The sequence below is a fragment of the Paenibacillus sp. 01T443 genome (genome assembly GCF_056398325.1).
Genome location: NZ_JBFTPE010000017.1, coordinates 1 through 14,185 on the forward strand (window position 1 = coordinate 1; position 14,185 = coordinate 14,185).

Genomic DNA, 14,185 nt, shown 5'->3' on the forward strand with positions numbered 1-14,185 from the left:
CCCCACCTTAACACCTGCAAGCACCTCTCGAACTACTCTCATCTGTGTTTCTTCACTAACTCTTCTTCCTCCCATAACGGATCATCTCCCTTGTCCTAAGTTTAAATTATTGGATGGGAGGACTCCAGTTTAATTAGGGGGCCTAAGAGTTTATACAATGTATCTTCATCCAAACGCGCTTTTTCTCAGCTACAGTGTATTCAGTAAAGCATAAATGATCATTACTAGCTCGGAAGTGGTGTTAGAGGCAGATACTGCTGTATTTTCTGCAATGTAGTTCCGCGGTTGAGTAACATTGATAGGTTTCTGTTGTATTTTCTGCAACGTAGGCAAGATGCTGCTCGATACTTGAAGAGTAGGTGCGGCGCTGCAGCGAAATCACGGTGGCTCTGTCGTTGAGTGAGCTACAATGTACTTTATACAATGTATCTTCATCCAAACGCGCTTTTTCTCGGCTACAGTGTACTTTGTACAGCAGAAATGATCATTTCTAGCTCGAAAGTGATGTTAGAGGCAGATACTGCTGTATTTTCTGCAATGTAGTTCCGCGGTTGAGTAACATTGATAGGTTTCTGTTGTATTTTCTGCAACGTAGGCGCAAGATGCTGCTCGATACTTGAAGAGTAGGTGCGACGCTGCAGCTGCAATCGCGGTGGCTCTGTCGTTGAGTGAGCTACAATGCACTTTATACAATGTACCTATACCCAGACGTGCTTTTGTTCGGCTACAGTGTACTTTGTACAGCAGAAATGATCATTTCTAGCTCGAAAGTGATGTTAGAGGCAGATACTGCTGTATTTTCTGCAACGTAGGCAAGATGCTGCTCGATACTTGAAGAGTATTTGCGCGCTGCAGCTGCAATCACGGTGGCTCTGTCGTTGAGTGAGCTACAATGCACTTTATACAATGTATCTTCATCCAAACGCGCTTTTGCTCAGCTACAGTGTACTTTGTACAGCAGAAATGATCATTTCTAGCCAGAAGCTGTGCTGTAGGCGAATTCTGTTGTATTTTCTGCAATGTAGGCCAGCACCCCAACACCCCAACACCCCAACACCCCAACACCCCAACACCCCAACACCCCAACACCCCAACACCCCAACACCCCAACACCCCAACACCCCAACACCCCAACCAACACCCCAACACCCCAACACCCCAAGAAACAAGCCGTTGAAGCGACCCTAGACAAACACGTGTATGTACGTGCGTGCCTGTTAATCTTTAGGTCGAGTCACGAGTCTGCATCGCACCGTCTCTTCATGCCCGTTACATCGACCTACTTTGCATCTTCCTCCATACTTTTTTCCTGATGCGCGGTCCTGTGCAGCGTCTGCGAGGCTTAAACAAAACCGCTGCTCATGCCCCGAGGCTGTAAACCCCAAACAAAAGACTGCTTACGAAGCCAAAATTGGCTGTAATAAGCAGTCTCTTTTTGGTTGACGGCATCGAGCGCCGGCTATGGTAAAGCTTTCACAGACCTGCGGATGATGAGATCGGCGGGAAGGACAATTTTTTTCCATGGCAGGACGGTTTCTCGCTCCTGAATGCGCTCAACTAGCATTTGCATGCCCATATAGCCAAATTGATAAGCCTGCTGGGCAGCAACGGTCAGGAACGGCTCTACCTCCGAATAAGGACCTAAATCGTCAAAACAAACGATAGACATTTCATCCGGCACACTAATGCCGCGCTCGCGAAGCAGACGCAACATTTCGACGGCAAGCACATTGTTCCCTGCAACGATTGCGGTCGGAGGCGGGTTTAACTGATCCAGCCATTGCCCCATTTCCGTCAAATCGCTCAAGGGTCCGAAGCTGGTCTCGAAAACATATCTGTCGTCATATTTTAGATCATTGAGCTTCATGCCTTCTTGGTAGCCTTGCAGCCGCAGCCTTGCGCTGGAGATCGAGGGCGAGCCGTTTACAATCGCGATGCTGCGATGACCTTGCGTAGCGAGATGCTCAACCAGTCTTTTTGCGCCGTCTTTGCTGTCACCCAGTACGATATCGCATTCGATGCCTGGAACCTCCCGATCGAGGAGCACGAACGGAACCTTATGCTTCCGCAGTGTTTCCAAATGGGGGAGCGACGGATCGCCGGCAGGAGCGACAAGGACCCCATCCACGCGCGTGGTCAAAATAGTCGTCACGTAATCGGATTCCTTATCGATACTTTCATCGCTGTTACCAAACAACAGGCGGTAACCAGAGCGCTTTGCGGCATCCTCGGCACCCCGGGCAAGCGTGGTGTAAAACGGGTTCATAATATCGGTTATGAGCAGAAAGAGCAGCTTTGTTTGCTGGAGTACGAGGCTTCGGGCCGTCTGATTAGGCACATAACCAAGCTCCTCCATGACACGCTTTACCTTCGCTCTTGTTTTCTCGCTTATTTTGCCAGTGTTATTGATAACTCTGGAGACGGTCATAGCGGACACGCTTGCTTTAGCCGCTACATCATAAATCGTTACCATATCTTTGTCCCCTTATCGATAAATCATAGTTTCTATCATACAAAAAAATCATTGTTGACAGCAAGCCTTAATCTTGTTATTTTGAGGTTATCGATAACATTATTATAACCAAATGGAGGTTTTATTATGACGGATACAAGCACTCGTTTTCAAGCAGGCTTTCCTAAAATCGGCATACGTCCGACGATCGACGGCAGACGGAAAGGCGTTCGCGAATCGTTAGAGGAGCAAACAATGAACATGGCAATCGCAACGGCAAAGCTTTTATCGGAGCATTTGCGGTATCCAAACGGCGAGCCAGTCGAGTGCGTAATCGCTGATACTTGTATCGGCGGGGTGTCCGAGGCTGCGGCTTGCGCTGATAAATTTGCCAAATCCGGAGTTGGGGTATCGATAACGGTAACACCTTGCTGGTGCTATGGCACGGAAACGATGGATATGGACCCATCCATTCCAAAAGCGGTATGGGGCTTTAACGGTACGGAACGTCCAGGAGCTGTATATCTGGCTGCGGTATTGTCGGGTTATGCTCAAAAAGGTCTTCCTGCTTTCGGTATTTACGGCGAGCATGTACAAGACTCAGGCGATACATCCATTCCTTTTGATGTAAAAGATAAGCTAATCGGCTTCGCAAAAGCGGGTCTTGCAGTTGCATACATGCGCGGCAAATCCTACTTGTCGATGGGCTCGGTTTCTATGGGGATTGCCGGATCGATCGTAAACGATGCGTTTTTCCAGGAGTACTTGGGCATGCGTACGGAATATATCGACATGACGGAATTCGTTCGTCGTATGGAAGAAGGCATTTTTGATGGCGAGGAGTTCGAGAAAGCGCTTTCGTGGGTGAAGGAAAACTGCATTGAGGGACCGGACAACAATCCAGCTCATCTTCAAACCTCAAGAGAGCAAAAGAATGCGGATTGGGAAACGGTTGTGAAAATGACCCAAATCGCGCGTGACCTCATGGTCGGCAACCCAAGACTTGCCGAGCTTGGCTTCGGAGAGGAAGCGGGCGGCCACAACGCGATCGTTGCGGGCTTCCAAGGCCAGCGGCAATGGACGGATCATTTTCCAAACGGCGATTTCATGGAAACGCTTCTTAACTCCTCTTACGATTGGAACGGTATCCGCGCGCCTTACATGGTGGCGACGGAAAATGACAGCTTGAACGGCGTGGTGATGCTGTTTGGTTACTTGCTGACGAATACGGCTCAAATTTTCGCTGACGTCCGCACATATTGGAGCCCGGAATCGGTTGAGCGCGTAACAGGCCACAAGCTGGCTGGCGCAGCGGAAAACGGAATTCTTCATTTGATTAATTCAGGCTCCGCGACGATGGACGGTACAGGCGAGCAAACGAAGGATGGCCAGCCGGCGATGAAGCCTTTCTGGGAAATTTCCGAGGACGAAGCGCAAAAATGCCTCAATGCTACGTCGTGGCGTCCGGCTTCCGTCGAATACTTCCGCGGCGGCGGCTATTCATCCGATTACTTGACGCGCGGCGGCATGCCGATGACGATGTCCCGAATCAACCTGGTCAAAGGAATCGGTCCTGTTCTTCAAATCGCCGAAGGTTATTCGGTTGATTTGCCGCAGGATGTGCATGAAACGCTGGACAACCGTACGGACCCTACATGGCCGACGACTTGGTTTGCTCCAACGCTGACAGGCGAGGGCGCATTTCACTCCGTCTATGAAGTAATGGACAACTGGGGCGCGAATCACGGCTCCATAAGCTACGGACATATTGGAGCAGACTTGATTACGCTCGCTTCGATGCTTCGGATTCCGGTCAATATGCATAACGTTCCGGAAGAGCGCATTTTCCGTCCAAGAGCATGGGGATTGTTCGGAACCGCTAATGCGGAGAGCTCAGATTACCGCGCATGCCAAAATTTCGGTCCCATTTATAAATAAATTGGAGGTTTTACAATGAGCAGCACGGACATTCGCAACGAGCTTTGCAAATATGCGCGTAAAACGGTTACGAACAAACTGGTCGTCGGACCTGGCGGGAACATCAGCGCTAAATTCGAAGGTAAAATGTACCTTTCACCAAGCGGTTTTGCGCTTGATGAGGTTGAACCGCATCAATGGGTAGAGGTGGATATCGAAACGGGGGAAATTACGGATATCGGCCTGCGTCCGTCCTCCGAGGTGCTGATGCATCTTTATGCTTACCGGGCTAATCCGGATATCGGTGCGATCGTCCATACGCATCCGCCGTATTGCATCGCTTTTACGCTGGTGGAGCAGGAGCTTCCTATTATGTTCCCTGACCAAGCGGCGCTGGTTGGCAAAACGGTTTATGTTCCTTATGTACTGCCTACTACCGATAAGCTGGCCGATGCTTATGTGGCCAAAGTAAACGAAGCKAGCTCGGTGCTTCTCGGCAACCACGGCCTTGTTACTTCGGGGCGCAATTTGCGCGAGGCTTATTACCGCACTGAGGTTGTGGAGGAGAGCACCAAAATCTACTTGATTGCCAAGGCGATCCGTGAGCCAAAGGTGCTGACGAAGGAAGAATTTGAAGAGATCGCATCGCTCGAGAGCGAAGCGTACCGCATTGAATTGCTGCAAAAGATGAAATAAGCGGGCTTCAGGAGCCTTTAGGAAGGGAGGAGCGGAGCATGACGAAGCTTGCGACGGTGCTCGCTTTTGACCTTGGCGCCAGCAGCGGCAGGGCTTTAATCGGCGAGCTGGTGCCGGATGAGGCAAGCGGGCAAAAGCAGCTGAAGGTAACGGAGATCCATCGCTTTCCTAATCAGCCGGTCGCCGTTCAGGGGCATTTGCACTGGGATATCCTGCGCCTGCTGCAGGAGCTGAAAACGGGCATCCGCAAAGCGTTTCAGCTAGGCTATGCACCCCAAACGTTCGGCATTGACACATGGGGCGTGGATTTCGGCCTGCTGGACGCAAATGGGGAACTGCTAGGAAATCCCTATCATTACCGCGATTCACAGACGGAGGGAATCGTAGAGGAGCTTGATGCTCTGATAGGCAATGACCGTTTGTACGAGCAAGGCGGCCTGCAGTTTATGCCCTTTAATACGGTGAATCAGCTGTATGCCATGAAAAAGGCGGGATCGCCAAAGCTTGCAGCGGCCAGCACGCTGCTGCTTACGCCGGATTTGCTCGCTTATTTTCTGACAGGGGAGAAAATTTGCGAGTTTACGATGGCGACGACTACCCAGCTTTACCAGCCTAAGGAACAGCAGTGGAACAAGGCTTTGATGGAACAGCTTGGTATTCCAAGCAAGCTGTTTCTCGAGCCGACTCATCCTGGCACGCGGTTTGGCCGTTTAACCGATGAAGTCTGCGCGGAGCTGGATGTTCCGCCGATTGAAGCGGTCGCGGTCGGAACCCATGATACTGAATCTGCGGCTGCAGCCGTACCCGCAAGCGGCGAGTCTTCCTTCGCTTATCTTGTGTGCGGCACTTGGTCACTCCTCGGGACGGAGCTTGGGAGTCCGCTTGTCACCCCGGAGGCGCGAGCACTCGATTTCTCCAACGAAGGGGGTGTCGGCGGAACCTACCAGCTCCTAAAAAACATAATGGGGCTGTGGATTTTGCAGGAATGCAAGCGGGAATGGGATGAGCAAGGTGAGCATGTATCCTTCGCCGAAATTGTCGCGCAGGCTGAAGCCGCAGAGCCTTTTCGGAGCTTTATAAATCCCGATGACGCTGCCTTTTATGCGCCATCGGGCATGATTGGCCGCATTCAAGCCTATTGCCAGGCAACCTCGCAGCCAGTCCCACAGTCAGTGGGAGAAATTGCACGGTGTATTCTGGAGAGCCTCGCGCTTAGGTATCGTCAGGCGCTTATTCAAATGGAGGCTTTGACGGAGCAGGCGTACCGCGGCTTGCATATGGTAGGCGGCGGTATTCAGAATGAGCTGCTCTGCCGGTTAACCGCTGCCGCGATTGGCCGCCCCGTTTGGACAGGGCCCGTCGAAGCAAGCGCTGTAGGGAATATGCTGATGCAGCTTGTCGCGCTAGGCGAGTACAGTGGTCTAGAGGATGCGCGCCGTGTGGTGGCTGCCTCATTCCCTATTATTGAATATGCCCCGGTGCAATCGAATGATTGGAATCAAGCGTTTGAAATTTTTGAGCGCTTGCGTCCGGAAAAATAAAAGCATTTGATCAAACCGACAAAGTTGGTTTGCTGAAAGGAAGATCCTCCTATGCTGATAGGCATATCGAAACTGATTTCGCCAGAACTGCTTAAGGTGCTTAGCGAGATGGGACACAGCGACGAGATTGTTTTAGCGGATGCCAACTTTCCGGGGGCCAGCCACGCGCAAAGGCTGATCCGAGTGGACGGTCATCCCATTCCCGAGCTGCTGGACGGTATTTTAAGGCTGTTTCCGCTTGATCAATATGTGGAAAAGCCAGCCGCGCTTATGCAGGTTATGCCCGGGGATACGGTACAAACGCCCATCTGGGAGCAGTATCGCACCATAATTGAACAGCGCACAGGTTTGGCGGAGCCATTTGAGCAGGTGGAACGCTTCGCCTTTTATGAACGGGCGAAAAAGGCCTACGCTGTTATTGCAACAGGAGAGAGCGCGCTTTACGCCAACTTGATTTTGAAGAAGGGCGTTATTAAAGACAGTTAGTCAGGTTTGCGAATTTAGGTATGTAAGCAAGGAGCTGCCGCCGCGGTTTATAATCCGGGGGCAGCTTTTTTTGTTCGCATCTGCTTGAAAACGTCAGCACCGGGCAACCCGGCGATTTGGCAGCCATGCTTCTGTAATGCACATGCTGCTCGCGACTCGGCGCAATCTCGAATAGGATCATCAATACTGCCCGTAGACAGCGAGCGAAGCATTGATTATGATTTGAATATGAAAACGCTATCATAAAATATTTCTATTTTGTTGGCAGGAGGCAAAAGGGCTTGCGCAAATCAATTATTGTTAGTTTATTTGCAGGCTGTTTAGTGATTTTATTTTTTACGCTGACCTCGATGATTAAGGTTTTCTCCTCCGATTTGAATGAGCCCGTCATGACGGCTGAGCAGCATAACAGCTATAGGCTCGTCCTCATTACGCAAGAGCTGGATACCCCTTTTTGGGCAAAGGTGGAGCGTGGCGCGAGGAAAGCGGCCGAGCAGTACGGAGCGAGCTTGGAGGTATGGGGCACATATGGCTCAAACCGGGATGATTTTCTGAAAAATATGGAGGTTGCGATCGCATCCAAGGTAGACGGAATCATCGTTCAGGGGCTGGATACGGACGAGTTTAAGTACTTAACGAAGGTTAAGGCAGCGGGTAGCGGAATCCCGATTATCACCGTGGCCAATGACGTTCCAATGAACGAGAGCTTGCGCCGGACTTACGTGGGCTCCAATCATTTGGAGGCAGGCAGCATGATCGCGCGGCAGCTTGTGTCGGATATGGGTTTTGCAGGACAGGTTGTGCTGATGGTTTCGGATCGCCAGGAAGATTTTCAACGCTCCCGTTTGACGGGAATCCTCAATGTGCTGAGGCCATACACCAAGATTGAGACCAAAATTGTAGCAGCAGGCGATTCGCGCGAGGACGTGGCGGTCGCAACGAACCAACTGCTAAATGAAGAGCCGGATGCAGATGCGTTCATTGCCGTTTCGGCAAAGCATGCGGGGTCTATCATACAGGAAATTAGCAAACGGATGCAGGTGGATGATTTTTATATTTATTCCTTCGACGATTCGCCGGAGACGCTAACACTGATGCAGCAAGGCCAGATCGATGCCTTGATTGCGCAATCCCCGGAGACAATGGGCGAGGAAAGCGTCACTCATATGATTAAGTGGCTGACCGGCGAGCAGGTTCCGCTGAACCCAGACGGTTATTTTACGGATATACGGGTATTAAGGGCGGAGGATGCGCAGTGAACAGCATTCAGCGAAAAATTTTGACGATGTCGATTATCATTTTGTTTATTATGGTGACCATTTGGATGGTGCTTACTTACTATAATCAGAAAACGCAGGAGCAGTACAATGAAATATTGCAGCGTTATTTAAGGATGAATGATGTGACGGATCACAGCCGCCAAACGATTATTTCGTTAAACGATTATTTGCAGAAGCCGTCGGCGCTAAAACTGGATAAGCTTAATCAGAACAAGGAAAGCATGATGATGGCAAAGCTGCAAACGGTGAGCCTGCGAAATAAGGATAATGCTTTTACACTAGCAAGCTATATTAATATGATTGACAGCTTGGTGGCCTCGGCTGATCTGTCGGTCATGTTTCTGGAGCAAGGCAGCGCGGAGCAATCGGCCGAGAAATTCGAGGAAGCTGCCCGTATCGACAAGTATATCGCCGAGACTACGATTACGCTGATTGATAAAGAAGTGAGGACCTACGATGCCTTCTACCGCGGAATTATTGAACAGAGTTCGGAGTTGAAGCGGCTCGGCATATGGCTGCTCTCCTTAATTACGATAATAATGCTTTTATTTACCTACTGGTTCACACTCAGCATAACAAAACCGATCCAGAAGCTGACGATTGCCGCCAAGGAGCTGTCGCGGGGACGCTTCGATAAGCAAATAGAGATATACTCCAACGACGAAATTTCCTTCCTCGCCAAGACATTTGACCGCATGCGCGTGAATATCAACAATCTTATCTCCGAGATTCAACAGAAGGCACAGCTCGAGAGCGAACTGCAGCAGAGCAAGCTGCTCCTTAAGGAAAGTCAGCTGATCAGCCTGCAAAGCCAAATCAACCCACATTTCTTGTTTAACACCCTAGATACCCTCTCCAAAAAAGCATACCTGGACGGCTCGGAGGAAACGAGTGATCTTATTGCAAATGTAGCAGGCTTGCTGCGATATAATCTCCGCCGCTTGGATCGTTTCGTTACGCTTGCGGAAGAGCTTTCTGTCGCAATGAAATATATCGAAATTCAAAGCGCCCGGTTTACGGATCGGCTCCGGTTTTTGCAGGAGGTGGACGAGCGCTGTCTATCGGCATGCCTTCCGTGCCTAACCCTTCAGCCGATTATCGAGAATGCGGTCATCCATGCTGTAGAGCCGCTAGAAGACGGGGGTACCATTATCCTTCGCATTTATGAGAAGGAGAGCCGCGTCATGATCGAAATAGAGGATGACGGCGCCGGCATGTCTGCCGAGAAGGCAAATCATATTTTGACAGAAGGCGGCAATGCAGACGGAACCGGACACTCCACGGGCATCGGCTTCAGCAACGTTATTAAGCGGCTTCGGCTGTTTGTTGGCGAGGATGATGTGATCGATATCATTAGCTCGCCGGAGTGCGGCACGAAGGTGACCGTCAAAATACCAATGACAGGGAGAGCAGTAAAACATGCTTAAACTATTAATCGTAGATGATGAACAGATCGAGCGGGAAGGGCTGCAGGCTATTTTGAACAAAGGTTTTCCTTCCTGCCAATTCGAGCAGGCGCGCAATGGAGCCAGAGCGATCGAGACGGCTGCCGAATGGCAGCCTGATCTCGTACTAATGGATGTCAAGATGCCAGGCATTAACGGTTTAGAGGCGATCGAGCGAATTTCAGCGCTGCTGCCCATGACCAAATTTATTATGGTGACGGCTTACGATACATTCGATTATGCGAGGCAAGCGATTAGGCTGGGCGTGAAGGACTATTTGCTTAAGCCTAGCAAAGCGAGTGAAATCATCAGCATCATTGGCAAGGTGATCGAGGAAATCCGCCTGGAAAAAATCATGATCTCACAGCAGCAGGAGGAGAAATCGGCACTGAGGAAGATGATGCCTCTCGTGGAATCCGATGTGGTCACGCAGCTTTTATTTGACCGTGTTCATGATGTCCATTTCAGCGATATGCTCCAGCTTCTAGGCGGAGAGCTGACAAGCGAGGCGTTTATTATGCTGGTCCTGCTGCCTGGTGATTCGCACAAGGAAACGATGTACACCGCGATTAAAGGCAAGGTACACCTCTCGGAAAGCGGTTGGGTAGGTGCGATAACCGGGAGGCAAATCCCGATTATTGTATTCCGTGAAGAAAGAAGATCGTATCGTTCTCAAGCGAATTCGCTTGTCCAGCAGCTTCTTATGCTCCGGCAGCGAGAATCGAGCGGGGATTTATGCATCGGAATAGGAAGGCCTTATGAGGGACTAGAAAATGTGAAGCTTTCATACCAAGAAGCGCTTCTGGCATCTGCGCAAACGGAGCAGCCTGCGAGGCATTGTTTTTACGGGGAGTCAGAGACCGGCATCCCGATTACAAACGGCAAACAGGACAGAGAATCCGAAAAACAATTTATAGAAAATATACGTCAGGGAAAGTGGGAGACGGTAAGAGAAGCGGTCATGTTACTGCTGGACAGGCATGCTCAGCATCGAACCCCGCTTCCGCATTCGGCACAGGACGTGCTAGAGCGATTATGGATTATAACCCGCGTTGCCGAGGAAATGGGAATTGAGGTTGAGAAGCCGCTATTTTCCTTTCAAGTCACGCAGCACCAACAGCTTAGAGCCGAAACGGACGGATTATTGAGCAAACTCATCGCCTGTATCGTAGCGTATCAAAGCAGCGTGCAGCCGGATGCTGCCCGGCAGATGAAACAGTACATTATGGAAAATTCGGAAAAGGATATTACGCTTGAAGGCATGGCGCAGCGAATCGGACTGAGCCCTTTTTATATGAGTAAAATGTTCAAGGACCATGAAGGGATCAATTATATTGATTTTCTGACAGAATGCAGAATCGAGAAAGCGAAGAAGCTGATGGCGGACCCGGAGCGCAGCTTAAAAGAAATTACGTTCGAGATTGGCTATAATGATCCCAATTATTTTAGCAAGGTATTCAAAAAGGTTTGCGGCGCATCACCGTCCGATTACCGTAAGACGATTCTTGGATACTGAAATCGAAAAACCTGTTGTATTAAAAAAGTACAGACGATGGCAAAAGAGTACTGGAAGAACAGCGCTCTCGTCTTCCAGACGCGTGCTATATTTAAAAATGTAAGCAGTTACATTTCGAAGAATGAGGGAGCGAAGAAAATGGGGAAAAGGTTTACAAGAGGCGGGGCTGTATCGTTTGTATTAGCTTTGGTGCTCGTTTTGACGGCTTGCTCAGGGGGAAACGGCAACGGCAACGGGAATGAAGGCGCGCAGTCGAACAACAAAGAAACGACGGCCGAGGCAAACGACGCTAAAGCTGGCGATGACAAGTTAGTCATCGGCTTCTCTCTCGATACGCTGCAGGAAGAACGCTGGCAGCGCGACCGTGATTTGTTCATCGCCGCGGCCGAGGCGCTTGGAGCAGAGGTTGAGGTGCAGGCAGCCAACAGCGATGATGCGAAACAAATCTCGCAAGCAGAAAACCTCATCAGCCAAGGCGTTGACGTGTTGGTCGTGGTCCCGCATAATGCGGAAGCAACGGCTGCCATCGTAGAGAAGGCCCATGCTGCCGGCATTAAAGTAATCGCTTACGATCGATTGATTAAAAATTCGGATTTGGATTTGTACATTTCCTTTGACAATGAGAAGGTTGGCGAAATGCAAGCGGAGGCTATCGTTAAGCTCGCGCCAAAAGGCAAATTCGTTTACATCGGCGGCTCCGAAACGGATAACAATGCGCATTTATTCAAGAAAGGCGCCTTTAATATTTTGCAGCCGCTCATCGACAGCGGCGACATTGAGGTTGTGTTTGACCAATGGACGAAGGATTGGAACCCGGCGAATGCACTGGCGAATATGGAAAATGCGCTTACCGCGAACGATAACAAAATCGATGCGGTTGTAGCTGCCAATGACGGTACCGCAGGCGGTGTCATTCAAGCGCTTGCCGCGCAAGGGCTATCCGGAAAAATACCGGTATCCGGCCAGGATGCCGAGCTCGCGGCAGCGCAGCGGATCGTGGAAGGCACGCAAACCATGACGGTATATAAACCGATTAAGGATTTGGCTGAAAAAGCGGCTGAGCTGGCGGTGAAGATGGCCAAAGGCGAGGAAGTCGGCGCAGACAAAACGGTCAACAACGGGAAAATCGATGTCCCATCCGTTCTGCTTGATCCTAAAGCGGTAGATAAGACAAACATTGACACTACGGTTATCGCAGACGGCTTCCATTCCAAGGAAGATGTATACAAAAACGTGAAATAGAAGCATTTGAGCTTAGCGGGGGGAAGAAGCGATGGGGTGCCATGACGCTCTCCCCCTTTACGTTTGTCCACGGAGGTGTTCTTGAGATGACGGCGGCATTAGAGATGCGCAATATTACGAAGCAATTTCCAGGCGTCAAGGCGCTGAACGACGTTACTTTTTCAGTGAAAAAGGGTGAGGTGCATGCGCTGTGCGGCGAGAACGGAGCCGGTAAATCAACTTTGATGAAGGTGCTAAGCGGACTATACCCGTATGGTTCCTATGAAGGTCAAATTCTAATAAATGGTGAAGAAAGGCGCTTTGCGAAAATCAAGGATGCAGAAGAGGCTGGCATCGCCATCATCTATCAGGAGCTTGCTCTGGTCAAGGATTTGTCCATCGGCGAGAATTTGTTCCTAGGCAAGGAACCGGCTGTGTTCGGCATTATTAACTGGGAGCGCGTATTCAAGGAGAGCGAAAGATGGCTAAGGGAGGTCGGTCTGGATGACGTTAACCCGGAGCAATTAATCGGAGAGCTTGGCATCGGCAAGCAGCAGCAGATCGAAATTGCCAAGGCGCTGTCCAAGAAAGCGAATATTCTCATCTTAGACGAGCCGACCGCCGCTTTGACAGAGCAAGAGGTTGATATTTTGCTCCAAATCCTGCAAGAGTTCAAGAAACGCGGCGTCACCTGCATTTATATTTCTCATAAGCTTAACGAGGTTTTTGCGGTGGCCGACACGGTCACGGTGCTTCGTGACGGTCAGTCTGTGGGGACTTATAAAATCTCAGACATCAACGAGGACAAGGTGATCTCGCTTATGGTCGGACGGGAGCTCAAGGAGCGATTCCCGCGGATGGAAGCAAATCCGGGCGATGTGGTGCTGAGGGTGAAGGATTATACGGTCATGAATCCGGAACGGCAGGGCAAGAAGGTGATTGATAATCTCAGCTTTGAGGTACGCAAAGGGGAAATACTAGGCATTGCCGGTTTGATGGGAGCGGGACGCACGGAGCTGGTGATGAGCTTATTCGGCTCGTATTCAGGTCAAAGCTATGGCACGGTCGAAATGGAAGGTAAGCCGGTGAAGCTCAAAAATACGCAGCAAGCGATAAAAGCAGGCCTTGCGCTCGTATCGGAAGACCGGAAAAAATACGGACTGGTGCTTGGAATGGATGTAAAGAGCAATGTGAGCCTTGCAAGTCTTGGAGCGGTATCCTCAAGCGGCATCCTTCGCCATAATGAGGAAATCGCGGCAGGCAATCAATATTTACGATCTCTTCGCATAAAAGCAAATTCGGTCGAGACGATAGTCGGCACCTTAAGCGGCGGCAATCAACAGAAGGTAGTCCTTGGAAAATGGCTGATGACTGCTCCAAAGCTCCTTATTTTGGATGAGCCGACCCGGGGGATTGATGTCGGTGCCAAATTTGAAATTTATACGATAATGAACGACCTAATCAGACAGGGCGTATCCATCATTATGGTCTCGTCAGAGCTTCCTGAACTGCTTGGGATGAGTCACCGTATTATTGTGATTGCCGAAGGCAGACAAACCGGGGAGTTTATGGCGGAAGAGGCAACACAAGAGCTGATTATGACCGCCGCAACGGGAGGAAAAGGAAGATGA

10 protein-coding genes are annotated in these 14,185 nt (G+C 50.2%); 9 read left to right on the plus strand and 1 reads right to left on the minus strand.

Going from position 1 to position 14,185, the window contains the following annotated elements:
• Positions 1 to 1,459: 1,459 nt before the first annotated feature.
• Positions 1,460 to 2,473 carry a LacI family DNA-binding transcriptional regulator gene (locus AC1DLI_RS25620; RefSeq protein ID WP_477607298.1) on the minus strand — a complete coding sequence of 338 codons (1,014 nt, stop codon included), beginning with the start codon at positions 2,471 to 2,473 and terminating at the stop codon, positions 1,460 to 1,462.
• Between the two features lie 126 nt (positions 2,474 to 2,599).
• Here AC1DLI_RS25620 and AC1DLI_RS25625 point away from each other — a divergent pair, with 126 nt between their 5' ends.
• The 9 genes from AC1DLI_RS25625 to AC1DLI_RS25665 all read left to right on the plus strand — a co-directional run bounded on the left by AC1DLI_RS25625 (position 2,600) and on the right by AC1DLI_RS25665 (position 14,185).
• Positions 2,600 to 4,390 (plus strand): L-fucose isomerase, encoded by a 1,791-nt coding sequence (locus tag AC1DLI_RS25625; RefSeq protein WP_477607299.1) that lies wholly within the window; start codon positions 2,600 to 2,602, stop codon positions 4,388 to 4,390.
• Positions 4,391 to 4,405: 15 nt separating this feature from the next.
• Entirely contained in the window at positions 4,406 to 5,065 is a 660-nt protein-coding gene (locus tag AC1DLI_RS25630; RefSeq protein ID WP_076266723.1) for a class II aldolase/adducin family protein, read from the plus strand.
• Between the two features lie 38 nt (positions 5,066 to 5,103).
• Positions 5,104 to 6,606 (plus strand): rhamnulokinase, encoded by a 1,503-nt coding sequence (locus tag AC1DLI_RS25635; protein WP_477607300.1) that lies wholly within the window; start codon positions 5,104 to 5,106, stop codon positions 6,604 to 6,606.
• Between the two features lie 51 nt (positions 6,607 to 6,657).
• Entirely contained in the window at positions 6,658 to 7,092 is a 435-nt protein-coding gene (gene fucU / locus AC1DLI_RS25640; protein ID WP_308998761.1) for an L-fucose mutarotase, read from the plus strand.
• 281 nt (positions 7,093 to 7,373) lie between these two features.
• A complete protein-coding gene (locus AC1DLI_RS25645; protein ID WP_477607301.1) occupies positions 7,374 to 8,351 on the plus strand; it encodes a substrate-binding domain-containing protein in 978 nt (325 codons plus the stop codon).
• Complete coding sequence (locus AC1DLI_RS25650; RefSeq protein WP_477607302.1) at positions 8,348 to 9,799, plus strand: sensor histidine kinase; 1,452 nt, start codon at positions 8,348 to 8,350, stop codon at positions 9,797 to 9,799. Before AC1DLI_RS25645 ends, AC1DLI_RS25650 begins: the two co-directional genes overlap by 4 nt.
• Complete coding sequence (locus AC1DLI_RS25655; protein ID WP_477607303.1) at positions 9,792 to 11,333, plus strand: response regulator; 1,542 nt, start codon at positions 9,792 to 9,794, stop codon at positions 11,331 to 11,333. The genes AC1DLI_RS25650 and AC1DLI_RS25655 overlap by 8 nt, the downstream gene beginning before the upstream one ends.
• Positions 11,334 to 11,471: 138 nt before the next feature.
• The gene (gene xylF, locus AC1DLI_RS25660) at positions 11,472 to 12,575 is read left to right on the plus strand and encodes a D-xylose ABC transporter substrate-binding protein (protein WP_477607304.1); all 1,104 of its coding nucleotides are present in this window, start codon (positions 11,472 to 11,474) and stop codon (positions 12,573 to 12,575) included.
• An 86-nt stretch (positions 12,576 to 12,661) separates the two neighbouring features.
• On the plus strand, positions 12,662 to 14,185 hold the full coding sequence (locus AC1DLI_RS25665) for a xylose ABC transporter ATP-binding protein (protein ID WP_477607305.1): 1,524 nt from the start codon (positions 12,662 to 12,664) through the stop codon (positions 14,183 to 14,185).